Below are 25,547 nucleotides of genomic sequence, written 5' to 3' on the forward strand. Positions count from 1 at the left end.
AGAGTTTGCGCCTATAGATAAAGAGCAGGCGAACAAAGCGCCCACTTATGCGATACTGCGCGCCTGCAACAGCACAGAGCCAAAGCTCGCGAGTTTACAGGTCAAGCGCCGGAAATAAATCACCCGCCTCTTCAGATCGACCACTCAGCAGTTCGCATCAGCCGCCCTTGACAACCCATCAAGTCATCGGCATGATTCGCGGCCTATTTTGTTTGCTATTTCCTAAAAAGTCTTTCGAGGAGCTCGACGGTGGCCAACACACCTTCCGCCAAAAAACGTGCAAAACAGGCTGAGAAGCGTCGCAGCCACAACGCCAGCCTGCGTTCCATGGTTCGTACCTACATCAAGAATGTAGTTAAAGCCATCGACACCAAAGACGCTGAAAAAGCCCAAGCTGCTTACGTTCTGGCCGTGCCAGTTATCGACCGTATGGCCGATAAAGGCATCATCCACAAGAACAAGGCCGCTCGTCATAAGAGCCGCCTGAATGGCCACATCAAGGCTCTGAACGTCGCTGCAGCAGCCTAAGCGGTAACAACTGCCACGTGACCCAGGTTGCGTAACAGTTAAGAAATGCCCCGTACCGAAAGGTCCGGGGCATTTTTGTATGCCCAAATAATCACCACAGTTTTCCTTGTGGGAGCGCGGTGCATTTTCAAGGCACAAAAAAAACGCCCCGAACCAGTCGGGGCGTTTTTGCTAGCAGCTGATTAAACCGTCAATCAGTGCTGGTGACCGCCTTCACCGTGAACGTGGCCGTGGGCCACTTCTTCTTGGGAAGCGTCACGGATGGCAACGATCTTCACTTGAAAGTTCAGGCGCTGGCCAGCCAGTGGGTGGTTACCGTCGACAGTCACGTCGTCGCCATCCAGATCACGGATGGTGACGATCTGCATTTGCCCGTCCGGTGCGGAAGCGTGGAACTGCATGCCCACTTCCAGCTCGTCAACGCCTTCGAACATGCTGCGGCTCAAAGTGCTGACCAGTTCGGCGGAGTATTCGCCGTAGGCATCTTCAGGTTCTACGGCGACGGTCAGTTCGTCACCGACGTTCTTGCCTTCCAGAGCCTTTTCCAGGCCAGGAATGATGTTACCTGCACCTTGCAGGTAGACCAGCGGCGCGCCGCCGGCGGAGCTGTCGATGACCTCACCAGCGTCGTTGGTCAGGGTATAGTCGATGGAGACAGCCTTGTTAGCGGCGATCGTCATGGGGCGAGACCTTTTGCATAAGAATGAAGAACGGACAAGTCTAAACAAGGATTTGCCCGAAAGCGAACACAACCCTGACAGACGGGGTCGATCAACGGCATCCTTCATCATTGGGTTCCACCAGGACGAAGACCAGCACTGGGTCATCGAGCTGTCCTGCGGCCACACCCAACACCTGCGCCATCAGCCGCCCTGGCAGTCCCGCGCCTGGGTACTCGACCCCGCGCAACGCCTTGAAAAAATAGGCCAACCCTTTGCGTGCGGCTGGTGTGCGCAAGAGCACGAATAACGATAACCTTGGTGCCTGATTCCCGGCAGGCGCTCAGCCATAGAGCGCCACCGAAGCCATGCACCTCCAGAGAATTCGCATGCAGACTTTTTTTATCGCGCCCACCGATTTTGGTGTGGGTCTGACCTCCATCAGCCTTGGGCTGGTGCGAACCCTTGAGCGAGCCGGGCTGAAAGTCGGCTTTTTCAAACCGATTGCCCAGCCACACCCTGGCGATACTGGCCCCGAACGGTCCACCGAGTTGGTAGCCCGCACCCACGGCCTGAAACCACCACAACCGCTGGGCCTGGCCCATGTGGAGCGGATGCTCGGCGACGGTCAGCTCGACGAATTGCTCGAAGAAATCATCACCCTGTATCAGCAGGCCGCCGTGGGTAAGGACGTGCTTATTGTCGAAGGCATGGTGCCGACCCGAAGCGCCAGCTATGCGGCGCGGGTCAACCTGCATTTGGCCAAAAGCCTCGACGCGGAAGTGATCCTGGTGTCGGCGCCGGAAAACGAAGTGCTCACCGAACTCTCCGGCCGCGTGGAATTGCAGGCCCAATTGTTCGGTGGCCCGAAAGATCCGAAAGTGCTGGGTGTGATCCTCAATAAAGTGCGCACCGACGAAAGCATGGAAGCGTTCTCGACGCGCCTCAAAGAACATTCGCCACTGTTGCGCAGCGGCGATTTCCGCCTGCTCGGCTGCATCCCCTACCAGCCTGAACTGAACGCGCCGCGCACCCGCGACGTGGCCGACCTGATGGGCGCGCAGATCCTCAACGCCGGCGACTATGAAAGCCGGCGCATGACCAAGATCATCATCTGCGCGCGCACCATGCGTAACACCGTGGAACTGCTCAAGCCCGGCGTGCTGGTGGTAACCCCCGGCGACCGCGATGACATCATCCTCGCCGTGAGCCTGGCCGCAATTAACGGCGTGCCGCTGGCCGGACTGCTGCTGACCAGCGACACGCTGCCCGACCCGCGCATCATGGATTTGTGCCGTGGCGCCTTTCAGGCCGGGCTGCCGGTGTTGTCGGTGAGCACCGGCTCCTACGATACCGCCAACCAGCTCAACAGCCTGAACAAGGAAATCCCGATTGATGACCGCGAGCGCGCAGAAATCATCACCGATTTCGTCGCCAGCCACCTCGATGCACGCTGGCTGCACCAACGCTGCGGCACGCCGCGGGAGATGCGCCTGTCGCCGGCGGTGTTCCGCTACCAATTAATCCAACGCGCCCAGGCGGCTAACAAGCGCATCGTGCTGCCCGAAGGCAGCGAGCCGCTGACCGTGCAAGCTGCCGCCATCTGCCAGGCTCGTGGCATTGCCCGTTGTGTGTTGCTGGCCAAACCCGCAGATGTGGAAGCGGTCGCCCGCGCCCACGGCATCGAGCTGCCCGAAGGCCTGGAGATTCTTGACCCGGACCTGATTCGCCAGCGTTATGTCGAACCGATGGTCGCGCTGCGCAAGAGCAAAAGCCTCAACGCGCCGATGGCCGAACAGCAACTGGAAGACACCGTGGTGATCGCCACCATGATGCTCGCACTGGATGAAGTGGACGGCTTGGTTTCCGGGGTCATCCATTCCACCGCCAACACCATCCGCCCTGCCCTGCAGCTGATTAAAACCGCGCCCGGCTGCACCTTGGTGTCGTCGGTATTCTTCATGCTGTTCCCGGAGCAGGTGCTGGTGTACGGCGATTGCGTGATGAACCCGCACCCCAGCGCTGTGGAATTGGCGGAAATCGCCTTGCAAAGCGCCGACTCGGCCGCAGCGTTCGGTATTACGCCGCGCGTGGCGATGATCAGCTACTCAAGTGGCGATTCGGCCAGCGGCGAAGAAGTGGAAAAAGTCCGCGAAGCCACCCTGCTCGCCCACGAACAGCAAAGCTCGCTGCTGATCGACGGGCCCTTGCAGTACGACGCCGCCGCCAACGAAACCGTGGCCCGGCAGTTGGCCCCCAACAGCCTGGTCGCCGGCAAAGCCACGGTGTTTGTGTTCCCCGACCTGAACACCGGCAACACCACGCACAAGGCGGTGCAACGCAGCGCCGACTGCGTGAGCCTGGGGCCAATGCTGCAAGGCCTGCGCAAACCGGTGAACGACCTGCCGCGTGGCGCCCAAGTGGATGACATCGTGTACACCATCGCACTCACTGCGATTCAAGCCGCCAACCGACCTATGGATATCTAAATGCTGGATTTTCTACCTGCTGCCGCGCGCGGGGTGATCGCGTCCTTGTTGTTGGCGTTGAACACGATCCTGCTGTGCTCATTTCTGTTTATCTTCGCGCTGTTCAAGGCGTTGCCGTTTGCCAAGCGCTTTAGCGAGTGGCTGATGAACCATACCCACGAAGCCTGGGTCACCAATAACAAGGGCTGGATGAACCTGGTACGGCGCACGCGCTGGCACCTGAGCGGGCTTGAGGGCCTGGATTACCAGCACTCGTATCTGGTGACCAGTAACCACCAGAGCTGGGTGGACATCATGGTGTTGCAATACGTGCTCAATCGACGGATCCGCCCGCTGAAGTTCTTCCTCAAGCAGGAACTGATCTGGGTGCCGGTGATTGGCCTGGCATGGTGGGCGCTGGGCTTTCCGTTCATGAAGCGCTACACCAAGGCCTATTTGGAGAAGCATCCGGAGAAGAAAGGCAAAGACCTCGAAACCACCCGCAAGACCTGTGCGAAGTTTCGTGACAACCCGGTGGGCATTTTCAACTTTGCCGAAGGCACGCGGTTTACACCAGGCAAGCACGCACAGCAGAAGTCGCCGTTCCGCTATTTGCTCAAGCCTAAGGCAGGCGGGATTGCGTTTGTGCTGGATGCCATGGGCGAGCAGTTAAAGTCATTGGTCAACGTGACCATTCACTACCCTGGCGGGCGCCCTGGGTACTGGGACCTGCTGTGTGGGAATGTGAAGGATGTGGTGGTGCACTTTGAAGAGGTGCGGATTCCCGCCGGGTTTATCGGCAAGAATTATGAGCAGGATGGGGAGTATCGGCTGGCGTTTCAGGGCTGGATCAACCAGCTTTGGGAAGACAAGGATGCGTTTCTAGATAAGCTGCATAAGGATTATCCAGGCAGTCGCTGATCAGAAATGTGGGAGGGGACTTGCCCCCTCCCACATTTGACCGAGTTGCTTTTCTGTGGCGGCGAGGTTTAGATCACGCCGCGCTGACGCAACAGTTCCAGCACTTGCTTGACGCTGTCTTCCAGCGACAAGGCCTGGGTGTCGATCACCAGATCGGCATTCAATGGCACGTCGTACGGGAAGGACTCGCCAGGGATATTATCCCCACCGGCAGCGTACAGGCCTTGCGGATCACGCTCGGCGCACACCAACGGCGACGCTTGCACATAGACCGTGAGCAAGCGGTCGGCACCGATCAGCACCTTGGCCTGTTCGCGGCCTTCGGCATCCGGAGCAACAAATGCAGCAAGGGTCAGCAAGCCGGCTTCGTTGAACTGGCGCGCCACGTGAGCGGCTCGACGCCAGTTCTCGGTCCGCCCGACACGGTCCTGCGGCAACCCTTTGTTCAGGTCGTGGCGCAGGTTCTGGCCGTCCAGTACGTACACCGCACGCCCCATGTCGAACAGCTTGCGCTCAACCGCGTAGGCCAAGGTGCTTTTGCCTGCGCCCGACAGGCCGCTGAACAGCACGGTGGCCGGCTGCTGGCCGAAGCGCTGTGCGCGCTCTTCGGTGGCCACATGGGCCAATTTGCCGTGCTGCGTTGCGGAGCCATGGTTAACCGGCGGCGCAATGATCATGCCCGCAGCCACGGTGCCGTTGGTCAACCGGTCGATGACGATAAACGCACCGGTGGTGCGGTTGCTGTCGTAACCGTCCAACGCGATGGCTGCGTCGAGGCTGACCTTGACCCGACCAATCTCGTTCAATTGCAGCGAACTCGCCGGGCCTTCAGCCAAGGTGTTCACGTCCACACGATGCACGATGCTGGTGATGGAACCCGGCACATAGCTGGTGGCGCGCTTGATGTCGTATTTCTTGCCCGGCAGCATCGGCTCTTCGGCCATCCACACCAGCATGGCGTCGAAGGCGTCAGTCACTTGCGGTACGTTGTCGGCATGCACCAACAGGTCGCCACGGGAGATGTCGATCTCGTCTTCCATGGTCAAGGTCACGGCCTGGCCTGGCCCCGCATGCTCCAGCTCACCTTCGAAGGTGACGATGGATTTGACGCGGCTGCTCTTGCCCGACGGCAGCACTACAACTTCATCGCCCTTGTGCACGATGCCGCTGGCCAAGGTGCCGGCGAAACCACGGAAGTTCAGGTTCGGACGGTTAACGTACTGCACCGGGAAACGCAGGTCGGTGTAGTTGCGGTCGTTGGCGATCTCGACGGTTTCGAGAATCTCCATCAGCGACTGGCCGGTGTACCAGGGCGAGCGCTCGCTCTTGTTCACCACGTTGTCGCCCTTGAGCGCCGACATCGGTACGAACGCCATGGTGCTCGGCTTGAAGGCGATGCCTTCGGCGAACTTCAGGTAATCGGCCTTGATCTGCTCGAAGATGCTTTGGTCAAAGCCATTGATGTCCATCTTGTTGACGGCCACCACGATGTGCTTGATACCCAGCAACGAGGCGATAAAGCTGTGGCGACGGGTCTGGGTCTGCACGCCGTAGCGGGCATCGATCAGGATGATCGCCAAGTCACAGGTGGAAGCACCGGTGGCCATATTGCGGGTGTACTGCTCATGGCCGGGGGTGTCGGCGATGATAAATTTGCGCTTGGCGGTGGAGAAGTAGCGGTAGGCAACATCAATGGTGATGCCCTGCTCGCGCTCAGCCTGCAGGCCGTCGACCAGCAAGGCCAGGTCGATGTCGTCACCGGTGGTGCCGGACTTCTTCGAATCGCGGGTGATGGCTTCCAAGTGATCTTCGTAGATCATCTTGGAGTCGTGCAGCAGGCGCCCGATCAGGGTGCTCTTGCCGTCGTCGACGTTGCCGCAGGTCAGGAAGCGCAACATTTCCTTGCGCTCGTGCTGGCCCAGGTAGGCGAGGATGTCCTCGCTGATCAAATCAGATACGTGCGACATGACAGCCCCTTAGAAATAGCCTTGACGTTTTTTATCTTCCATCGAGCCTGCGCCATCATGGTCGATGACACGGCCCTGGCGCTCGGAAGTTCGCGTCAGGAGCATTTCCTGAATGATGTCCGTCAGCGTTTCGGCTTCGGACTCCACCGCGCCCGTCAACGGGTAGCAGCCAAGGGTACGGAAACGTACTTTCTTTTTGACGATTCGGGCTTTGTCTTCGTCGGACAAGTGCTCAAGGATGCGGTCGTCGTCGATCATGATCAACGTGCCGTTCTTCTCGATCACGTCGCGCTCGGCGGCGAAGTACAGCGGCACAATCGGGATGCCTTCCAGGTAGATGTACTGCCAGATGTCCAGCTCGGTCCAGTTGGACAGCGGGAACACGCGGATCGACTCACCCTTGTTGACGTTGCCGTTGTAGACGTTCCAAAGCTCCGGGCGCTGGTTCTTCGGGTCCCAGCGGTGTTTGCTGTCGCGGAACGAGTACACACGCTCTTTCGCGCGGGATTTCTCTTCATCGCGACGGGCACCGCCGAAGGCTGCGTCGAAACCATGCTTGTCCAGGGCCTGTTTGAGGCCTTCGGTCTTCATGATGTCGGTGTGCTTGGCGCTGCCGTGGGTGAAGGGGTTGATGCCCTGCGCCACGCCGTCCGGGTTCACGTGGGTGATCAAGTCCAGGCCCAGCTCTTCGACCATCTTGTCGCGGAACCTGTACATCTCCTGGAATTTCCAGCGGGTGTCGACGTGCATCACCGGGAACGGCAGCTTGCCCGGGAAGAAAGCCTTGCGTGCCAGGTGCAGCATCACGGCGGAGTCTTTACCGATCGAGTAAAGCATCACCGGGTTGTCGAACTCGGCGGCGACCTCGCGGATGATGTGGATGCTTTCCGCCTCCAGCTGTTTCAGATGCGTCAGTTTGTCGACCATGGCTACTCACGGAAAAACGATCTTATGGACGGCCAGCGGGCCGTGTTCGAGCGGGGCATGCTAGCACAGCACCTGCTTCTATTCAGGGAGCTATCTAGATCGAAACGGCATATGAATATGCCGCGAGGTTTGGCCCAACTCGGTCGTATGTGGGAGGTAGTTAGATCGGGTTCGGGCAATCGATAAACTGATGCTCCAGCGCAAAACGCCGCGCCAGGTAATCACCCAACGCCCGCACGCCATAACGCTCAGTGGCGTGGTGCCCGGCAGCCATAAAGCTGACGTCATTTTCGCGCGCGCTGTGAAAGGTTTGCTCGGAGGCCTCGCCGCTCAAATACAGGTCGACACCGGCTGCAATCGCTTGGTCGATGTAGCCTTGGCCGCCACCGGTGCACCAGCCGACGCGGCGGATCATCTCGCTGCCCTCGATCAACAGCGGCTCACGGCCCATCGCCTCCTGCACACGACGGGCGAAGTCACGGGGCGACAACGGCTCGGCGAGGGAACCGACCAGGCCGACGATTTTCGGGTTGCTCGGGTCCAGCGGGCCTTCGACGGTGATGCCCAACTGGCGGGCGAGTTGCACGTTATTGCCCACGTCCGGGTGCAGGTCCAGCGGCAGGTGGTAGGCCAATAAACTGATGTCATGCTTGAGCAGGGTTTTCAGGCGCCGCTGCTTCATGCCCGTAATGCACGGGTTTTCGCCCTTCCAGAAATAGCCGTGGTGCACCAGCACTAAATCAGCTTGGGCTTCGACGGCGGCGTCCAGCAGTGCCTGGCTGGCGGTCACGCCGCTGACGATGCGCATCACTTGCGGGCGGCCCTCGACCTGCAGGCCATTGGGGCAATAATCGGCAATTTTTGCACTGCCGAGGTAGCGGTCCGCTTCCTCGACGAGGGTGGTAAGGGGGACGGCCATAAAAGACTCCTAAATATCCCGTTCCGAGGCGCTCACAGCCTCGTATAATGCGCGACATTATGGGCGCTCTCGCGCCCCCTGCAACCTGTCAGGACTTACTTGATGCTCAAGGCACTGCGTTTTTTTGGATGGCCATTGTTGGCTGGCGTGCTGATCGCGATGCTGATTATTCAGCGTTATCCCCAATGGGTGGGCTTACCCAGCCTTGATGTGAACCTGCAACAGGCCCCGCAAACCAACTCGGTGGTGCAAGGCCCGGTGACCTATGCCGACGCCGTGGTCATCGCCGCGCCCGCGGTGGTCAACCTGTACACCACCAAGGTCATCAACAAGCCAGCGCATCCGTTATTTGAAGACCCGCAATTTCGCCGCTATTTCGGCGACAACGGGCCCAAGCAGCGCCGCATGGAGTCGAGCCTCGGTTCCGGGGTGATCATGAGCCCGGAAGGCTACATCCTTACCAACAACCACGTGACCACCGGCGCCGACCAGATTGTGGTGGCCCTGCGTGACGGCCGCGAAACCCTGGCCCGCGTGGTCGGCAGCGACCCGGAAACCGACCTAGCGGTACTGAAGATCGACCTCAAGAACCTGCCCTCGATCACCATTGGCCGCTCCGAGGGGCTGCGCGTCGGTGACGTTGCGCTGGCCATCGGCAACCCGTTCGGCGTCGGCCAGACAGTGACCATGGGCATCATCAGCGCCACCGGCCGCAACCAGTTGGGGCTCAACAGTTACGAAGACTTTATCCAGACCGATGCGGCGATCAACCCGGGCAACTCCGGCGGCGCACTGGTGGACGCAAATGGCAACCTGACCGGCATCAACACGGCGATTTTCTCCAAGTCCGGTGGCTCTCAAGGCATCGGTTTTGCGATCCCGGTGAAGCTGGCGATGGAAGTGATGAAGTCGATCATCGAGCACGGCCAGGTGATTCGCGGCTGGCTGGGCATTGAAGTACAGCCGCTGACCAAGGAGTTGGCCGAGTCGTTTGGCTTGACCGGGCGCCCGGGCATCGTGGTCGCCGGGATCTTCCGCGACGGCCCGGCGCAGAAAGCCGGCCTGCAATTGGGCGATGTGATCCTGAGCATCGACGGCGAACCAGCCGGTGATGGCCGCAAGTCGATGAACCAGGTGGCGCGGATCAAGCCGACCGACAAGGTGGCGATCCTGGTAATGCGCAACGGCAAAGAGATCAAGCTGTCGGCAGAGATCGGCTTGCGCCCACCACCCGCCCCGGTGAAAGAAGAGGGATAAAGGCTGCGAGAGCCCGTTCACGGGCTCCTGTTACTTAATATTTCAAAGGAAATCGATTCTCATCAGTCATGTTATATTGTTTCAATATCGCTATTGGAACGCTCTATCATGCCGTCTCGAATATTCGCCCCCGTGGCAGGCCTGGCCTTGGGTTTGCTGCTGGACCCTGCCTACGCCGACGACAACACTGTCGAACTGGATACCATCAGTGTCACCTCCGACGCCTATGAATCCGCCACCGGCCCCGTCAAAGGCTACCGCGCCACACGTTCCGCCAGCGCGACCAAAACTGACACCGATCTACGTGACATCCCACAATCGATCAGCGTGATTCCTGCCACGGTGCTCAAAGACCTCGGCAGCACCAGCGTGGAACGCGCCCTGGAGTTTGCCGGCGGCGTGTCCAAGCAAAACAACTTCGGCGGCCTGACGCTTTACGAGTACAGCGTGCGCGGCTTCAGCACATCGGAGTTCTACCAGGACGGTTTCAGCGCCAACCGTGGCTACCCGAGCACGCCGGATGCGGCCAACATCGAGCGCATTGAAGTGCTCAAAGGCCCCGCTGCCAGCCTGTACGGGCGCGGCGATCCGGGCGGCACAGTCAATATCGTCACCAAGAAACCCCAACCGCAAGCCTTCACCACCGTGCAAACCAGCGCTGGCAGCTGGGACCGCTATCGCACCGCGCTGGACGTAAACACCCCGCTCGACAGCGAAGGCCGCGTGCTGTCGCGCGTGAACTTGGCGGTGGAAGACAACCACAGCTTCCGCGATCACGTCGACGCCAAGCGCGTATTCGTCGCACCGTCGTTCAGTTGGCAGTTGGACCCGGACACCAGCCTTCTCGTAGAAGGCGAGTTCGTGCGCCACAGCTCCACCTTCGACCGAGGCATCGTCGCCAACCATGGCATGTCCCGCTCCACCTTCCTTGGCGAGCCCAACGACGGCAATATTCGCAACCACAACAACCGCATCCAGGCCGCCTTGGAACATCACCTCAATGACGCCTGGAAACTGCGCCTGGCCAGCCACTACAAACAGGGCAGCCTGTGGGGCGACGCCTCGGAGAGTCGTGCGCTGAATGCCGACGGGCACACCGTCAACCGCCGCCTCCGCGAACGCTCCACCGGTTGGCACGACAGCATCACCCAGCTGGAACTGCGCGGCCTGTTCGACATCGGCAGTTGGCAGCACGAACTGTTGATCGGCAGCGAATACGAGGACTACCGCAAGAAAGAGCGCGTATCGTCGATTGCCGGCAGCCTCTACCCCATCGACATCTATAAACCGATCTACGGCCAGACCAAACCCAACGGCGCACGCACCGGCACCGACGTCTTCGAACAGACGAAAAGCCAGGCGCTGAACCTGCAAGACCAGATCGTCTTCACCGACCGCCTGCGCGGCATGCTCGGTGCGCGCTTAGAGCACGTCGAACAACGCACCGACGACTTCACCCGCAACCACGCCAAGGGCCGGCAAACCCACGATGCCCTGACTCAACGCGCCGGTCTGCTCTATCAGCTAACACCGCAAGTCGGGGTGTTCGCCAACGCGTCAACCTCGTTCAAACCCAACAACGGTGTGGATGCCGGCGGCAAATCCTTCAAGCCCGAAGAAGGCGTGGGCTATGAAGTGGGGATCAAGAGCGAGCTGTTCGACGACCGTTTGAACACCACGCTCGCCGCCTTCCATATCGAAAAAGAAAATGTTCTGACCCAGGACCCGGCCACCCTCAACAACAGCCGCGCCATAGGCAAGGCGCGCAGCCAGGGCTTTGACCTGCAACTGAGCGGGCAAGTGACGGACGCGGTACGCGTGATCGGCGCCTTTGCCTATATCGACGCCGAAGTGACCAAGGGCGACAAATCCATCCCCACCGGCAGCCGGATTCTGGGCGTGGCCAAGCGCAGCGGCAGCCTGCTGGGCGTGTATGAATTCCAGGATGGCGCGCTGCGCGGCTCGGACCTGGGCGCGGCGTTTACTTACGTCGGTGATCGCTCCGGCGAAGCCGGTAGCCAGTTCGAACTGCCCGCCTACCACACCGTTGACCTGCTGGCGCATTACAAGGCCAGCGACAACGTCACCGTGGGCCTGAACCTCAACAACCTATTCGACGAAAAGTACTACGAGCGCTCCTACAGCAATTACTGGGTCACCCCCGGCGAGCCGCGCAACTTCACCGTCAGCCTGACCCTCAACCTGTAAAAGGACGCCCCCATGCAAGCCTTCAAATCCTTGGCCGTGATCGGCCTGCTGTTTGCCAGCCACGTCTCGGCGCACGGCCTGTGGACCGAACAGCGGCGCGGTAACATCGAAGTGATCTACGGCCACGGCGCCGAAGACAATGCCTTCAAGGCCCAGAAAATCAGCGGTGCCTGGGCGTACGACGCCGGCGGCAAAATGATCCCGGTCACCGTGGAGCGCCTGGCCGACCACGCACGCCTCAAGCCGCTCAAATCACCTGCCGTTTTAGCCGTGGCGTTGGATAACGGGATGTGGTCGCAGACGCCGGACAAGAAATGGATCAACCAAGGCCGTAGCCAAGTGCCAGGCGCGATTGAGTCGACCCAGACGTTCAAATACAGCCTGGCGATTTACCAACCGGGGGCAAAGTTGCCGAAGCTGGATCAGGTCAAGCTGCTGATTCTGCCGGAAGTTGATCCGCTGACCGTAGGACCAGGCAGGTCACTGCCGGTGCGGGTGCTGCTGGATGGCAAGCCTGCGGCGGGGATCAAGTTGGTGGGCGATTATCGCAATGCACCGAACACCTTGAGCACCGAGACCGACAAAGACGGTCGGGCTCAAGTGCTGGTGCGTAATGAAGGTTTGAATGTGATTGCCGCGCAGGTGGAACTGCCGCTCAAAGACAATGCGGATGTGGCGACACGCGGGTTGTTCACCTCGCTGACCTTCCTCGGCGAACCCCACCACGAGTAAACACTACAAAACAATGTGGGAGCCGGGCAAGCCCGACTCCCACATTTGATTTCTATCGTTTCGACAATCTGACTACAGTGCCAACGGCGCTCTTTCACACAGTGTATTGAGCGCCGCTGCCCACTGCAGGTCATCGTTGAGGCATGGCACCAACACCAACTCCTCGCCTCCCGCTTCGCGGAACTGCTCAAGGCCGCGATCACCAATCTCTTCCAGCGTCTCAATGCAGTCCGCCACAAACGCCGGGCACATCACCAACAGCTTTTTCACGCCCTGCTGGGCCAACGCCTCAAGGCGAGCTTCGGTGTAGGGTTCGATCCACTTCGCTCGCCCCAGGCGCGACTGGAAGGCTACCGACCACTTGCCGTCCGGCAGCCCCATGCGTGCGGCAAAATCCCGTGCGACGCTGAAGCATTGTGCGCGGTAACAGGTGGCAAGTACCTCAGGCGAGGCGTTCTGGCAGCAGTCGGCATCCTTGAAGCAATGCCCGCCGGTGGGGTCGAGTTTTTTCAAATGGCGCTCGGGCAGCCCGTGAAAACTCAGCAGTAAGTGATCGTAATCCTGTTCCACATAAGGCCGGGCGCTCGCAACCAGCGCATCAAGGTACTCCGGCTGGTCGTAGAACGGTTGCAAGATGGAGAACTGCAGCTTGAGCTTTTTGTCGCGCACCACACGTTTGGCTTCTTCGATCACTGTGGTTACGGTGCTGTCGGCAAACTGCGGGTACAGCGGCGCCAACGTGACTTTCTCGATACCTTGGGCAGCCAGGCGCGTCAACGTCGTTTCAAGAGACGGCTCGCCATAACGCATCGCCAGTTCCACCGGGCCTTGCGTCCACTGCGCAGTCATTTGCTGTTGTAAGCGACGGCTCAGCACCACCAGCGGTGAGCCCTCATCCCACCAGATCGAGGCGTAGGCATGCGCCGACTGCTCAGGGCGCTTGATCAGAATCAGCGACACCAGCAAACGCCGCACCGGCCACGGCAGGTCGATCACATAAGGGTCCATCAGGAACTGATTGAGGTAGCTGCGCACATCGGCCACCGAAGTAGACGCCGGTGAACCCAGGTTGACCAGTAACAACGCGTGATCCGTCATGCAACATCCTATGGCTAGAGGCGGCTGGACAAATCTTCCAGGGCCGCGTGCAACTCAGTGAACTGAAATGTGAAACCGGCATCCAGTAGCCGTTCGGGAAGGGCCTTCTGACCACCTAGCAACAACCCGGACAATTCGCCCAGCCCGACCTTTAATGCGAACGCCGGCATCGGCATAAACGCCGGACGGTGCAGCACCTGGCCCAGCGTCTTGGCGAACTCGCGGTTACGCACCGGGTGTGGCGCGCAGGCATTATAAGGACCGCTGGCGTCGTCCTTGTGCAGAAGAAAATCAATCAGGGCGATTTGATCCTTGATATGTACCCATGGCATCCACTGCCGACCATTACCGATAGGCCCGCCCAGCGCCAGTTTGAACGGCAGCAGCAGCCGCGACAAAAAGCCGCCCTTGGCCGCCAACACCAGTCCGGTGCGCACCAGCACCACGCGGATGCCCATGGCTTCTGCGCGCAGGGCGGTTTCTTCCCAGGCGATACACAGCTGGCTGGGAAAGTCGTCCTGCACCGGGCCGCTGGCCTCGGTCAATTCGCGCTCGCCGCCGTCGCCGTACCAGCCCACCGCCGAACCTGAAATCAGTACCGCCGGTTTTTGCGTCAGCCCGTCCATCCACGCCAGCAGCGTTTCGGTGAGGGTGATGCGGCTGCTCCACAGTAACGCCTTGCGCTTTTTGGTCCACGGGCGATCAGCGATGGGTGCACCGGCCAGATTGACCACCGCATCCACGTTGCCGATCACGTCCTGCAAGCGGCCGACACCTAACACCTCTGGGCCGCACCACTTGGCGACGGTGTCCGGTTCGCGGCTCCAAACGGTGAGGCGATGCCCTTGGGCAAGCCACCGTTGGCAGAGCTGACGACCGATCAGACCTGTACCGCCGGTCAGCAAAATGTGCATGGGACACTCCTTATGTAACGTTCGCCGCCGATCACTGGTCTATTTTATAAGCAGGGATCATTTGTAACCCGGCGCGGCTTTTCGTTTAAGCCCAAGCTTTAACCATAGGCCACGTCGTAAGAACAGGCACGCCAAAACTTATACCAAAAAACAATATTGTACAGCTATTGGTGTCGGCGTAGTCTGTACCCAACGGTAAAACGAGGCCTCCCATGACTGTTCCCATCGCGATCATTGGCACCGGCATCGCCGGTCTCTGCGCCGCCCGAGCGTTACAAGACGCGGGGCACGCTGTAAAACTCTTCGATAAAAGCCGCGGCAGTGGTGGTCGCATGTCCAGCAAGCGCAGCGACGCCGGCGCGCTGGACATGGGCGCGCAATACTTCACCGCCCGCGACCGACGCTTCGTCAACGAAGTACAGCGCTGGCAAAGCAACGGCTGGGCCGAGCAGTGGAAGCCGCAGCTGTACAACTTCAAGTCCGGTCAACTCACGCCCTCTCCCGATGAGCAGATCCGCTGGGTCGGCACGCCGCGCATGAGCGCCATCACCCGTGCCTTGCTGGACGATTTGCCGGTGGAATTCGGTTGCCGCATCACCGAAGTGTTCCAAGGCAAACAGCACTGGAATTTGCTCGATGCCGACGGCGGCAATCACGGCCCATTCAGCCACGTGGTCATCGCCACGCCGGCGGCCCAGGCCACTGCCCTGCTGGCCGCCGCGCCCAAACTGGCGAGTGCTGCCGCCGGCGTGAAGATGGACCCGACCTGGGCCATCGCCCTGGCTTTCGACCAACCCTTGGATACACCAATGGAGGGCTGCTTCGTGCAAGACAGCCCGCTCGACTGGCTGGCGCGCAACCGCAGCAAACCCGGGCGCGACACCACCCTCGACACGTGGGTGCTGCACGCCACCAGCGCGTGGAGCAAAGCGCACTTGGACCTGCCCAAGGAAGCTGTGATCGAACACCTGCACGGTGCGTTTGCTGAATTGTTGCACAGCGCAATGCCCGCACCGTCCTTCAGCCTGGCGCATCGTTGGCTCTATGCGCGACCGTCCAGCGCGCATGAATTCGGCGTACTGGCCGACGCCGACCTGGGCCTGTACGTGTGCGGCGACTGGTGCTTGTCCGGCCGGGTCGAAGGAGCCTGGCTCAGCGGTCAGGAAGCCGCGCGCCGCCTGATCGAGCATCTGCAATGAACCGCATTAATCCCGCCAAACTGCTGCTGTCGAAGTGGACAGCAGCCCACCCTCGTAACAAGGAGAAGCACTTCTTGGTCACGGAGCTGTTTCGTGACGAGGAAGGCACCGTACTGGAAATCGAGCTGCAAGCCGTGATGACCCGCCGTGCGGAGCGCCTCGCCTGGCAAGCCCTGCAAAATGCTGAAGCTTGGCGAATCGGCTGGAAATAGCCTTGACGCACATACCTGTACAAAATAATTGACTTGTACAGGATCAAACCTATGATGAGATTTAGTTGTACAAGCTTTCTAGCTTGTATAGGAATCTTGCAGAGGTTCGGCTATGTCCAGCACCGTCAAACCAAAGATCGCCATCAGCGCCTGCCTGCTTGGCGAGAACGTGCGCTTTAACGGCGGACACAAACAATCCCTGCTATGCAGCCAAACCCTAGCCGACTACTTCGACTTCGTGCCGCTGTGCCCTGAAGTCGCAATCGGCCTGGGCATTCCCCGCGAGCCGATCCGCCTGGTGGGCGACCCTGCCCAGCCGCAAGCCGTCGGCACCGTGCACCGTGAGCTGAACGTCACCCAGCCGCTGGATAACTACGGCCAACAGATGGCCCGGAAACACACGGATTTGTGCGGCTATATCTTCATGCAGAAATCGCCGTCCTGCGGTCTCGAACGGGTCAAGGTCTATCGCGACAACGGCACGCCCGTTGACGGCGGCGGGCGCGGCGTCTACGCCCAGGCGTTTTGCGCACGTCACCCCAACCTGCCGGTGGAAGAAGACGGCCGCCTGAATGACCCGGTGTTGCGGGAAAATTTCCTGACCCGAGTGTTCGTCTACGCCAGCTGGCAACAATTGCTTGCCGAAGGCCTCACCCGCCACCACCTGCTGGCCTTTCACTCACGCTACAAATACTTGCTGATGGCCCACAGCCCGCTGCACTACAAGAGGCTCGGCCACCTACTGGGCAACATGGGCAAGGGCACTGATATCGACACGTTGGCCGCCGACTATTTCAGCCAACTGATGAGCGGCCTGAAAAAGTGCGCCACGCGCGGCACTCACTCCAATGTGCTGCAACACATCAGCGGCTACCTCAAGCAGGTAATCAGCGCCGACGACAAGCAGGAAATGCAAACCGTCATCGGCCAATACCGCACCGGCATCGTGCCGTTGGTGGTGCCACTGACCCTGCTCAAACATCACTTTCGCCAACACCCGGACCGCTACATCGCGCAGCAGGCCTACCTGCAGCCGCACCCGGAAAACCTCAGCCTGCGTAATGCGATCTAGACCATGAGAGCTGCCTTGCAAGACGAACCTGGCGAAGACATCGCCCAAGCCCTCCAAGACGGTTGGCTGCCCATTCGTGAAGTGGCGCGTCAGACCGGCGTCAACGCGGTGACCTTGCGCGCCTGGGAACGCCGTTACGGCCTGATCGTGCCCCAGCGCACGCCCAAGGGCCATCGGCTGTTCAGCGCCGAGCATGTGCAACGTATCCACGCCATCCTCACTTGGCTGAACCGTGGCGTACCGGTCAGCCAAGTGAAAAGCCTGATCGATTCCGCCCAAGCCATCCCCGACACCGTCGAAAACGAATGGCACACCTTGCGCCAGACCTTGGTGAGTGCGATCAGCGAGTTGGCCGAACGCCGGGTCGACGACGCGTTCAATCAGGCCATGGCGCTGTACCCGCCACGCACCCTGTGCGAACAACTGATGCTGCCACTGCTCAAGGAGCTTGAGCAGCGCTGGCAGGGCCAGTTCGGCGCGCAGATGGAGCGCGTGTTTTTCCTGTCCTGGCTGCGCAGCAAATTCGGCGCGCGCATCTACCACAACAATCGCCAACTGCAAGGCGCCCCGCTGCTGTTGGTCAACCATTCCGACCTGCCTCTGGAACCGCATTTGTGGCTCAGCGCCTGGCTCGTCAGCAGCGCCGACTGCCCAGTGGAAGTCTTCGACTGGCCATTGCCGGCCGGTGAACTGGCCTTGGCGGTGGAACACCTACAACCGCGCGCCGTGTTGCTGTACTCGAGTAAAGCCCTGCATTTGTCTGCACTCGTCAAACTTTTAGGCGGCGTCCGCTGCCCAACCTTGATTGCCGGACCAACGGTATGCATCCACCAGGCCGAGCTGGCCGTATTAACCCGTGACACCCCTGAATTGTTCGTGGCCGAAGACCTATTGTCGGCTCACCAGTTACTGATCCAGCGTGGAATTGTTTAAATGCATTTGATCTGGCTGCGCACCGACCTGCGCCTACACGACAACACCGCCCTGGCCGCCGCGTGCCAGCGGGGCCCGGTTGCGGCCGTGTACCTGATCAGTCCTGAACAGTGGCTAGCCCACGATGACGCGCCGTGCAAAGTCGATTTCTGGATGCGCAACCTGCAGCACCTGAGCCAGGCGCTGGGCCAACTGAACATTCCCCTGTTGATCCGCACCGCAGCGACCTGGGACCAGGCGCCTGGCGTGCTGAGCACGCTGTGCCGGGAACTCTCGGTTGAGTCGGTGCACGTCAACGAGGAATACGGCATCCACGAGCGCCGCCGCGATGCCGCCGTGGCCCAGGCCCTGCAAGCCGACGGAGTGACATTCCACAGTTACTTGGACCAACTGTTTTTCCAACCCGGCAGCGTGCTGACCAAGACCGGCACCTACTTCCAGGTCTTCAGCCAGTTCCGCAAGGTCTGCTACACACGCCTGCACAGTGCCTTGCCGCGATTGGTAGCCACACCAGAAGCTCAAGCAAAACTGGACTTGCAAAGCGACCCCATCCCGGCCCACGTCGAAGGCTTCGCCCCCCCCAGCGAGACCTTGCGCGCGCTCTGGCCCGCCGGTGAAGACGAGGCCCACCGCCGCCTCGAAGCCTTTGCTGATCAACAAATCAGCTACTACAAGGATGAGCGCGACTTTCCGGCCAAACCTGGCACCAGCCAGCTTTCGGCCTACCTCGCCGCCGGTGTGGTTTCGCCGCGCCAATGCCTGCATGCCGCCTTGCAAACCAACCAGGGCGAGTTCGAAAGCGGCGACATCGGCACCATCACCTGGATCAATGAGCTGCTGTGGCGAGAGTTCTACAAACACATTCTGGTGGGCTACCCACGGGTTTCCCGCCACCGGGCCTTTCGCCCCGAGACCGAAGCAGTGGCCTGGCGCGACGCGCCGAAAGACCTCGCTGCGTGGCAAGAAGCACGCACAGGCCTGCCGATCATCGACGCGGCCATGCGCCAGTTGCTCGAAACCGGCTGGATGCACAACCGCCTGCGCATGGTGGTGGCGATGTTCCTGACCAAGAACCTGCTGATCGACTGGCGCGAAGGCGAGCGTTTCTTTATGCGCCACTTGATCGACGGCGACCTGGCGGCCAACAACGGCGGCTGGCAGTGGAGTTCATCCACGGGCACCGACTCGGCGCCGTACTTTCGGATTTTCAGCCCGTTGAGCCAGTCGGAGAAATTCGACAGCGAGGGCGTGTTCATCAAGCACTGGCTGCCAGAACTGGCCGCTCTGAATAAAAAGGACGTGCACAACCCCGAGGCAGCCGGCGGCCTGTTTGGTGTGGCTGACTACCCCCGCGCGATTGTCGACCTGAAAAAATCCCGCGAGCGCGCCCTGGCCGCGTTCCGCAGCCTGCCTTCACGTCAGGAGGTTGCCGAGCATGAGTGACTTCCTGCAACGATTCGCCCAGGCCTTTGCCTCGCTGGACAAGCACAACCTGCACCTGCTCGAGAGCCTGTACAGCAAAGACGTCACCTTCGCCGACCCACTGCATGAAGTGCACGGGCTGCCCGCGTTGCACCGCTACTTCACCGAGCTGTACGGCAATGTCAGCCAGTTGCGCTTCGAGTTCTACAGTTTCGACCAAGTGGCCGAAGGTGAAGGCTACCTGCGCTGGAAAATGAGCTTCTGCCACCCACGGCTCAACAGCGGCAAAGTGATCCGCGTGGAAGGCTGCTCGCACCTGCTGTGGCGCGACAAGGTGTACCGCCATCGCGATTATTTCGATGCCGGTGCCCTGCTCTATGAACACCTGCCAGTACTCGGGCGCGTTGTCCGTTGGCTGAAAAGGAGAATGGGATGAGCCTTACACCTCCCCGCCGTTATTGGTTGACCGGCGCCAGCAGTGGTATCGGCGCCGCGCTAGCCGTTGAATTACTCAACAGCGCCGCTCACGTTGCGCTCAGCTCGCGCACCAAGGGGCCGCTTGAGGCTCTCGCTCATCGTTATCCAGGGCAAGTGCTGGTGGTGCCCGGTGACCTGACCAACAGCCAGACCGTGCGCAAGATCGGCGAACATATCGCTGAGGTCTGGGGCTCACTCGACACGGTGATCCTCAACGCCGGCACCTGTGAATACGTGGACGCGCGGCAGTTTGACGCCTCGATTGTCGAGCACGTAGTACGCACCAACTTACTGGCGAGCAGCTATTGCATCGAAGCCGCGTTACCGCTGCTGCGCAAAGGTCACACGCCGCACCTGGTCGGCGTGGCCAGTGCGGTAACCTACCTGCCGATGCCGCGCGCCGAAGCCTATGGCGCATCCAAAGCCGGGCTGCGTTACCTGTTCGAATCCCTGCGCATCAGCCTGTCGCCCGAGAACATCGACGTCACGGTGATCAGCCCGGGCTTTGTCGACACGCCGTTGACCGAACGCAATGACTTCCCCATGCCCTTAAGCTGGTCCGCCAACAAGGCCGCGCGACATATCTTCGCCAAGCTGGACAAGCGTCCGCTGGAAATTGCCTTCCCCGCTATGTTTATCGCCACCCTGTGGCCGCTGTCGAAGCTGCCCAACCGCGCGCAGTTGATCATCGGCAAGCGCATGCTGCGCAGCCCGCCGCCGCAGAAGGACGACCTGTGAAGATCGCCATTATCGGCAGCGGTATCGCCGGGCTGACCAGCGCCTACCTGCTCAGCCGCCGCCATGACATCACCGTGTTCGAAGCGGGCGAGCGTATCGGCGGCCATACCCACACGGTCAACGTGACGGTCGAGGGTAAAAGCTATGCGGTGGACACCGGCTTTATCGTGTTCAACGACTGGACCTACCCGAACTTCATTAAGCTGCTGGGGCAGATTGGCGTCACCTTCAAACCCACCGAGATGAGCTTTTCGGTGTGCGATCAAGACGCAGGCTTCGAGTACAACGGCAACAACCTCAACAGCCTGTTTGCCCAGCGCCGCAATATTCTCTCGCCGGGGTTCTGGGGCATGTTGCGCGACATTTTGCGCTTCAACCGCCAGGCGCCTCTGGACCTGCAAGAGCAGCGCATCAGCGCCGAGATGACCCTCGGTGATTACCTCGAAGCGGGCGGCTACGGCCCACGGTTTATCCGGCATTACATCGTGCCGATGGGCGCGGCGATCTGGTCGATGTCCCTGGCCGACATGCTCGGTTTTCCGTTGCAGTTCTTTGTACGCTTCTTCAAAAACCACGGTTTGCTCTCGGTCAATAACCGGCCGCAATGGTGCGTGATCGAAGGTGGGTCGAGCCGCTACATCGAACCGCTGACGCGCAGCTTTCGCGAGCAGGTGCGTCTCAACTGCCCTGTGCATAACGTTGAGCGCACAGCCGACGGCGTAGTTATCCACAGCGCCGCCGGCAGCGAGGCATTTGATCGCGTGGTGTTCGCGTGCCACAGCGACCAAGCACTGGCGCTCCTGGCCGACCCGAGCCAGGCGGAACAGGAAATTCTCGGCGCATTGCCCTACGCCGACAACGATGTGGTGCTGCACACCGACACGCGCTTGCTACCCGACCGCAAGCTCGCCTGGGCCAGCTGGAACTACCGACTGACCGGCACCGTGCAGACCCAGGCTGCCGTCACTTACGACATGAACATTCTGCAAGGCATCGACAGCGCCACCACCTTTTGCGTGAGCCTGAACCAGACGCCGATGATCAACCCGCTGAAGATCCTCGCGCGCTACACCTACGCACACCCGCAATACAGCCTCGCGGCGGTCGCCGCCCAAGGGCGCTGGGAAGAGTTGGCCGGTGCGCGCAACACCTTTTATTGCGGCGCCTACTGGGCCAACGGTTTCCATGAAGACGGCGTGGTCAGCGCCTTGCGCGTGGCCCAAGCCTTTGGAGAAACCCTGTGAACAGCGCCCTGTACAGCGGCTGGATTGCCCACCGCCGGTTTGCGCCCAAGGCTCACGCCTTTCGCTACCGCATCGGCTTGCTGTACCTGGACTTGAGCGAACAAGACGAAGTGCTCGGGCTGTCGCCCCTGGCCGGCGCGAGTCGCCTGGCCCCCTTCGGTTTTCGTCAGCAGGATTACCTGCGCGAGTTTACGCGCCACGGCATGACGTTGAGCGATGCCGTGCGCCAGGAAGTCGGCAAGGCGCTGGGGCGTGAGCCTCAGGGCGTTATCTGCCTACTGACCCAGGCCCGCAGTTGGGGCCTGGCTTTTAATCCAGTGAGTTTCTTCTACTGCTTCGAGGCCGATGGGCAACTGGCCGCGATCCTGTGTGAAGTGACTAACACCCCGTGGCGCGAGCGTTATCACTACGTGCTACCGGCCCAAGCCCTCAGCGCGGATGAGCACCAGCACTTCGCCGTGGCGAAGGCCTTCCATGTGTCGCCGTTCTTGCCACGCGACCTGGAATACCGCATGAGCTTCAGCCCGCCCGCCGCCAAGCTAGGCGTGCACATGGCCGATTGGCAGGGCGAGTTGAAAGTCTTCGACGCCACGTTGAGCCTGCATAAAGAAACGCTGAACCGCGCCAGCCTGCACCGCTACCTGTGGCGTTTTCCGTGGATGACCGCCAAGACCTGCCTGGCGATTTACTGGCAGGCCATGCGCCTATTGCTCAAACGCACACCGATTTTTTCCCATCAGGCCGCCGATGGCGCCTCTCGCACCGCAGTCGGGTATACCAAGGATCGCCGCCATGAAATCCCCTAGCTTATCGGTCAAAACCAACCGCCTGAACGTCAACGGCTTGACCAGCGCACTGCTGCGCAAGACCGTGCTGCGCCAACTGAGCCAACTGCGTCACGGCCAGCTAGTGGTGATCGAAGACGGTGAACGCCAGGTGTTCGGCGCCCGTGAAGCGCACCTGCTGGGGGAAATTCAGATCCTCGATTCGGCGGTGTGGGGCCTGGTAGCGGCCAATGGTTCGATTGGCGCAGGCGAGGCGTTCATCCACGGTTACTGGAGCACGCCGGACCTGACCTCGGTGGTGCGCGTGATGGTGAGCAACCTGGACGTGCTCGACGCAATGGAAGGTGGCCTGGCGCGCCTGGCACGGCCACTCACCCAAGGCCTGCACTGGCTCAACCGCAATACGCGTAAGGGCTCACAGAAAAACATCGCCGCGCACTACGACCTGGGCAATGACCTGTTCGAAGAGTTCCTCGACCCGACCATGATGTACTCGGCGGCGCAATTCCTGTCGCCCGATGACACCTTGGAACAGGCACAGTTGAACAAGCTGGAACGCATCTGCCAAAAACTCGCACTCAAACCTACCGACCACCTGCTGGAAATCGGCACCGGCTGGGGCAGCATGGCGCTGTATGCAGCGCAGCACTACGGTTGCAAAGTCACCACCACGACCTTGTCCAAAGAGCAGTTCGCTTACACCGAAAAACGTATCGAGACGTTGGGACTGAAGGACCAAGTCACCCTGTTGCTGCAGGACTATCGCGATCTGACCGGGCAATACGACAAGCTGGTGTCCATCGAGATGATCGAAGCGGTGGGCCATCGCTTCCTGCCGACCTACTTCAAACAGTGTGCGCACTTGCTCAAGCGCGACGGATTGATGCTGCTGCAAGCCATCACTATTCGTGAACAGCGCTTCGAGCAGGCCAAGAACAGTGTCGACTTTATCCAGCGCTATATTTTCCCCGGTGGCGCCCTGCCCTGTGTACAGAACATGTTGCACATCGTCAGCCGCGACACCGACATGAACCTGCTGCACATGGAGGACTTCGGCCTGCACTATGCGAAAACCTTGCGCCTGTGGCATGAGAACTTTCGTCGCGCCCATGGCCGCCTCACAGAGTTGGGCTACGATGAGTACTTCCTGCGCTTGTGGGAGTTCTATTTGTGCTACTGCGAAGGTGGATTCATGGAGCGAACAATCGGTACCGCGCAGTTGCTGCTGGCCAAGCCGGCGGCGATCAACCCGCCTTTGCTCGGGCGTTTCAATGCTTAAACGGCTGACGAATGCCGTGCTGTTCCAGTGCGGCTGGTTTGCCTGCGTGCTGGGCGGTGACAGCCTTTGGTTACTGGTCGCGGGCGCAGTGCTGGCCACCCACCTGCTGTGGATAAGTTCATGGTCTGCGGAGGGGCAGGCGGTCCTCGCCGTGACCCTGCTCGGCACGGTAATCGATACTTTACTGCGCACCGTCGGCGTGTTTCATTTCAGCTTACCGGGGCCGCTGATTCCATTCTGGCTGGTGCTGCTGTGGGCGTTGCTCGCCACCACGTTGCGCCATTGCCTGGCCTGGAGCGCGCAGCCATGGTGGCGCGCCAGTATATTAGGCGCAGTCGGCGGGCCACTGTCTTATTACGCCGGTAGCCAATTGGCCGGCGTGAGTTTCGGTTACGCTACAGCGCCCACCTTGATTGGCCTGGCGCTGCTGTGGGCGCTGCTGTTCCCGGTGCTGCATTGGATCGCCCGGCAATTGGGGCACTGACATCCGTCAGAGCTTTCACACGGACCTCACGCACTTGCCTTACACTGCGCGCCTATGACCAACATCCCTCACACTCAAATCACCGACCCCGTCGTCACCTGCTCGACGTGCGCGGCCTGCTGCTGCCAGTTGGAAGTCATGCTGATCACCGACACCGGCGTGCCGGAACGCTATATCGATACCGACGATTGGGGCGGCGAAGTCATGCTGCGCTTGGATGACGGCTGGTGTGCGGCGCTGGATCGGGACACGATGATGTGCACGATTTACGAGCGACGACCGCTCATCTGCCGGGAATTCGAGATGGGCGCGCCGGAGTGCTTGACCGAGCGTGAAGGGATTGCGACGGCGTATCGCTGAACCTGAATGTGGCGCTAATCAACTCAACTGCGGGAGCTGGCTTGCCTGCGATGCAGTCACCTCGGTATCGGTTACACCGGAGTGATGCTAACGCAGGCAAGCCAGCCCACACTAATCAGCAGGTGCCTGATGGCTTACAACGGGTAGGTGTAGTGCAGCGAGTAGCTCTCTACTCCGTCGTTGTTGCTGCTGATACCCGCGTTGGAGTAGTGCGTGGCACGAATGCCCACTTCATGCCCACCGGTAAAGCGCAGACCAAAACCCAGGCGGTCTTCGAACTGAAAGGCCTGGCCGATATTGTTGTCTTCAACCCGCGTGCGTGAGAACACCGCCACGCCGATCCCGGCCTCGATGTAAGGCTTTACCGACTCGCCAGCAAATTCATACACAAATACCGGCGAGAATGACACGCTGCTGACACTGGCGCGCTTGTCGCCATCCCAGTAGGTGTAGGCACCGCTCCAATAACCGGTCAGTCGGCCTGTGTCGCTCTGCCACCAGCTTTTGTCCCAATCCGACGTTAGCCCCAACCGATAGGTCATGGTCGAATCGCTGGTGCCCCCCACACCCAACTCCAGGCCAGCGGCCTGGGCCGAAACAGAGTGTCCTACCACCACGGCCGCAAACGCAGCCAAACAGAACAAGCGCTTCATAAGAAACAGTCCTTTGAAAACGAAATTGTGTGTTTTTGTACAGACTAACTCGCTATAGAAGCCGACGCAGAGCCAGAAGTTCAGCGTTTTA

At 60.4% G+C, this 25,547-nt stretch carries 26 protein-coding genes; 19 read left to right on the forward strand and 7 right to left on the reverse strand.

Going from position 1 to position 25,547, the window contains the following annotated elements:
- Positions 1-249 precede the first annotated feature (249 nt).
- The gene (gene rpsT, locus FW764_RS15575; protein ID WP_003171647.1) at positions 250-528 is read left to right on the forward strand and encodes a 30S ribosomal protein S20; all 279 of its coding nucleotides are present in this window, start codon (positions 250-252) and stop codon (positions 526-528) included.
- A 194-nt stretch (positions 529-722) separates the two neighbouring features.
- On the opposite strand, the gene FW764_RS15580 is transcribed toward rpsT, so the two are convergent.
- The gene (locus FW764_RS15580; protein ID WP_016976314.1) at positions 723-1,208 is read right to left on the reverse strand and encodes an FKBP-type peptidyl-prolyl cis-trans isomerase; all 486 of its coding nucleotides are present in this window, start codon (positions 1,206-1,208) and stop codon (positions 723-725) included.
- Here FW764_RS15580 and FW764_RS15585 point away from each other — a divergent pair.
- From FW764_RS15585 to FW764_RS15595, 3 genes are all read left to right on the forward strand, one after another.
- Positions 1,207-1,497: a DUF3565 domain-containing protein gene (locus tag FW764_RS15585; protein WP_446434751.1), complete on the forward strand. Its 291-nt coding sequence runs from the start codon at positions 1,207-1,209 to the stop codon at positions 1,495-1,497. The two genes, FW764_RS15580 and FW764_RS15585, sit on opposite strands and share 2 nt — an antisense overlap.
- Positions 1,498-1,576: 79 nt before the next feature.
- On the forward strand, positions 1,577-3,676 hold the full coding sequence (pta, locus tag FW764_RS15590) for a phosphate acetyltransferase (protein WP_446434661.1): 2,100 nt from the start codon (positions 1,577-1,579) through the stop codon (positions 3,674-3,676).
- Positions 3,677-4,576, forward strand: a complete 900-nt coding sequence (locus tag FW764_RS15595) for an acyltransferase (protein WP_446434662.1) — start codon at positions 3,677-3,679, stop codon at positions 4,574-4,576.
- Positions 4,577-4,644: 68 nt separating this feature from the next.
- Here FW764_RS15595 and cysN read toward each other — a convergent pair whose 3' ends face one another.
- The 3 genes from cysN to FW764_RS15610 all read right to left on the reverse strand — a co-directional run bounded on the left by cysN (position 4,645) and on the right by FW764_RS15610 (position 8,389).
- Positions 4,645-6,543, reverse strand: a complete 1,899-nt coding sequence (gene cysN, locus FW764_RS15600) for a sulfate adenylyltransferase subunit CysN (RefSeq protein ID WP_446434663.1) — start codon at positions 6,541-6,543, stop codon at positions 4,645-4,647.
- 9 nt (positions 6,544-6,552) lie between these two features.
- Entirely contained in the window at positions 6,553-7,470 is a 918-nt protein-coding gene (cysD, locus tag FW764_RS15605; protein WP_017529888.1) for a sulfate adenylyltransferase subunit CysD, read from the reverse strand.
- 160 nt (positions 7,471-7,630) lie between these two features.
- Positions 7,631-8,389, reverse strand: coding sequence for a Nif3-like dinuclear metal center hexameric protein (locus FW764_RS15610; protein ID WP_446434664.1), 759 nt, complete (start codon positions 8,387-8,389; stop codon positions 7,631-7,633).
- A 102-nt stretch (positions 8,390-8,491) separates the two neighbouring features.
- Between FW764_RS15610 and algW the strand changes: the two genes are divergently transcribed.
- The 3 genes from algW (at position 8,492) to FW764_RS15625 (ending at position 12,586) form a co-directional block, all read left to right on the forward strand.
- Positions 8,492-9,646 carry a Do family serine endopeptidase AlgW gene (algW, locus tag FW764_RS15615; protein WP_446434665.1) on the forward strand — a complete coding sequence of 385 codons (1,155 nt, stop codon included), beginning with the start codon at positions 8,492-8,494 and terminating at the stop codon, positions 9,644-9,646.
- A gap of 108 nt (positions 9,647-9,754) precedes the next feature.
- Entirely contained in the window at positions 9,755-11,854 is a 2,100-nt protein-coding gene (locus tag FW764_RS15620; protein ID WP_446434666.1) for a TonB-dependent siderophore receptor, read from the forward strand.
- A 12-nt stretch (positions 11,855-11,866) separates the two neighbouring features.
- On the forward strand, positions 11,867-12,586 hold the full coding sequence (locus FW764_RS15625; protein ID WP_446434667.1) for a DUF4198 domain-containing protein: 720 nt from the start codon (positions 11,867-11,869) through the stop codon (positions 12,584-12,586).
- A 72-nt stretch (positions 12,587-12,658) separates the two neighbouring features.
- Here FW764_RS15625 and hemH read toward each other — a convergent pair whose 3' ends face one another.
- Together hemH and FW764_RS15635 are read right to left on the reverse strand one after the other, a co-directional pair.
- Positions 12,659-13,684 carry a ferrochelatase gene (gene hemH / locus FW764_RS15630; RefSeq protein WP_446434668.1) on the reverse strand — a complete coding sequence of 342 codons (1,026 nt, stop codon included), beginning with the start codon at positions 13,682-13,684 and terminating at the stop codon, positions 12,659-12,661.
- 14 nt (positions 13,685-13,698) lie between these two features.
- Positions 13,699-14,598, reverse strand: coding sequence for a TIGR01777 family oxidoreductase (locus tag FW764_RS15635; protein WP_446434669.1), 900 nt, complete (start codon positions 14,596-14,598; stop codon positions 13,699-13,701).
- A 212-nt stretch (positions 14,599-14,810) separates the two neighbouring features.
- On the opposite strand from FW764_RS15635, the gene FW764_RS15640 reads away from it, so the two are divergent.
- From FW764_RS15640 to FW764_RS15695, 12 genes are all read left to right on the forward strand, one after another.
- On the forward strand, positions 14,811-15,797 hold the full coding sequence (locus tag FW764_RS15640; RefSeq protein ID WP_083360236.1) for an NAD(P)/FAD-dependent oxidoreductase: 987 nt from the start codon (positions 14,811-14,813) through the stop codon (positions 15,795-15,797).
- Positions 15,794-16,009: a TIGR02450 family Trp-rich protein gene (locus FW764_RS15645; protein ID WP_446434670.1), complete on the forward strand. Its 216-nt coding sequence runs from the start codon at positions 15,794-15,796 to the stop codon at positions 16,007-16,009. The genes FW764_RS15640 and FW764_RS15645 overlap by 4 nt, the downstream gene beginning before the upstream one ends.
- 112 nt (positions 16,010-16,121) lie before the next feature.
- Positions 16,122-17,081, forward strand: a complete 960-nt coding sequence (locus FW764_RS15650; protein ID WP_446434671.1) for a YbgA family protein — start codon at positions 16,122-16,124, stop codon at positions 17,079-17,081.
- A gap of 3 nt (positions 17,082-17,084) precedes the next feature.
- The gene (locus FW764_RS15655; RefSeq protein WP_446434672.1) at positions 17,085-18,014 is read left to right on the forward strand and encodes a MerR family transcriptional regulator; all 930 of its coding nucleotides are present in this window, start codon (positions 17,085-17,087) and stop codon (positions 18,012-18,014) included.
- Positions 18,015-19,457 carry a deoxyribodipyrimidine photo-lyase gene (phrB, locus tag FW764_RS15660; RefSeq protein ID WP_446434673.1) on the forward strand — a complete coding sequence of 481 codons (1,443 nt, stop codon included), beginning with the start codon at positions 18,015-18,017 and terminating at the stop codon, positions 19,455-19,457.
- Positions 19,450-19,872 carry a nuclear transport factor 2 family protein gene (locus FW764_RS15665; RefSeq protein WP_446434674.1) on the forward strand — a complete coding sequence of 141 codons (423 nt, stop codon included), beginning with the start codon at positions 19,450-19,452 and terminating at the stop codon, positions 19,870-19,872. The genes phrB and FW764_RS15665 overlap by 8 nt, the downstream gene beginning before the upstream one ends.
- Positions 19,869-20,651: an SDR family NAD(P)-dependent oxidoreductase gene (locus tag FW764_RS15670; RefSeq protein ID WP_446434675.1), complete on the forward strand. Its 783-nt coding sequence runs from the start codon at positions 19,869-19,871 to the stop codon at positions 20,649-20,651. Before FW764_RS15665 ends, FW764_RS15670 begins: the two co-directional genes overlap by 4 nt.
- A complete protein-coding gene (locus FW764_RS15675) occupies positions 20,648-21,895 on the forward strand; it encodes an NAD(P)/FAD-dependent oxidoreductase (RefSeq protein ID WP_446434676.1) in 1,248 nt (415 codons plus the stop codon). Before FW764_RS15670 ends, FW764_RS15675 begins: the two co-directional genes overlap by 4 nt.
- Positions 21,892-22,701: a DUF1365 domain-containing protein gene (locus FW764_RS15680; protein ID WP_446434677.1), complete on the forward strand. Its 810-nt coding sequence runs from the start codon at positions 21,892-21,894 to the stop codon at positions 22,699-22,701. The genes FW764_RS15675 and FW764_RS15680 overlap by 4 nt, the downstream gene beginning before the upstream one ends.
- A complete protein-coding gene (locus FW764_RS15685; RefSeq protein WP_446434678.1) occupies positions 22,688-23,959 on the forward strand; it encodes a class I SAM-dependent methyltransferase in 1,272 nt (423 codons plus the stop codon). Before FW764_RS15680 ends, FW764_RS15685 begins: the two co-directional genes overlap by 14 nt.
- Positions 23,952-24,443 carry a DUF2878 domain-containing protein gene (locus tag FW764_RS15690; protein WP_446434679.1) on the forward strand — a complete coding sequence of 164 codons (492 nt, stop codon included), beginning with the start codon at positions 23,952-23,954 and terminating at the stop codon, positions 24,441-24,443. Before FW764_RS15685 ends, FW764_RS15690 begins: the two co-directional genes overlap by 8 nt.
- A gap of 54 nt (positions 24,444-24,497) precedes the next feature.
- Complete coding sequence (locus tag FW764_RS15695) at positions 24,498-24,803, forward strand: YkgJ family cysteine cluster protein (RefSeq protein ID WP_446434680.1); 306 nt, start codon at positions 24,498-24,500, stop codon at positions 24,801-24,803.
- Between the two features lie 134 nt (positions 24,804-24,937).
- Here the strand turns inward: FW764_RS15695 and FW764_RS15700 are convergent, their stop codons facing one another.
- On the reverse strand, positions 24,938-25,456 hold the full coding sequence (locus tag FW764_RS15700; RefSeq protein ID WP_446434681.1) for an acyloxyacyl hydrolase: 519 nt from the start codon (positions 25,454-25,456) through the stop codon (positions 24,938-24,940).
- Between the last annotated feature and the right edge of the window lie 91 nt (positions 25,457-25,547).

The sequence above is a fragment of the Pseudomonas sp. 1152_12 genome, assembly GCF_052850675.1.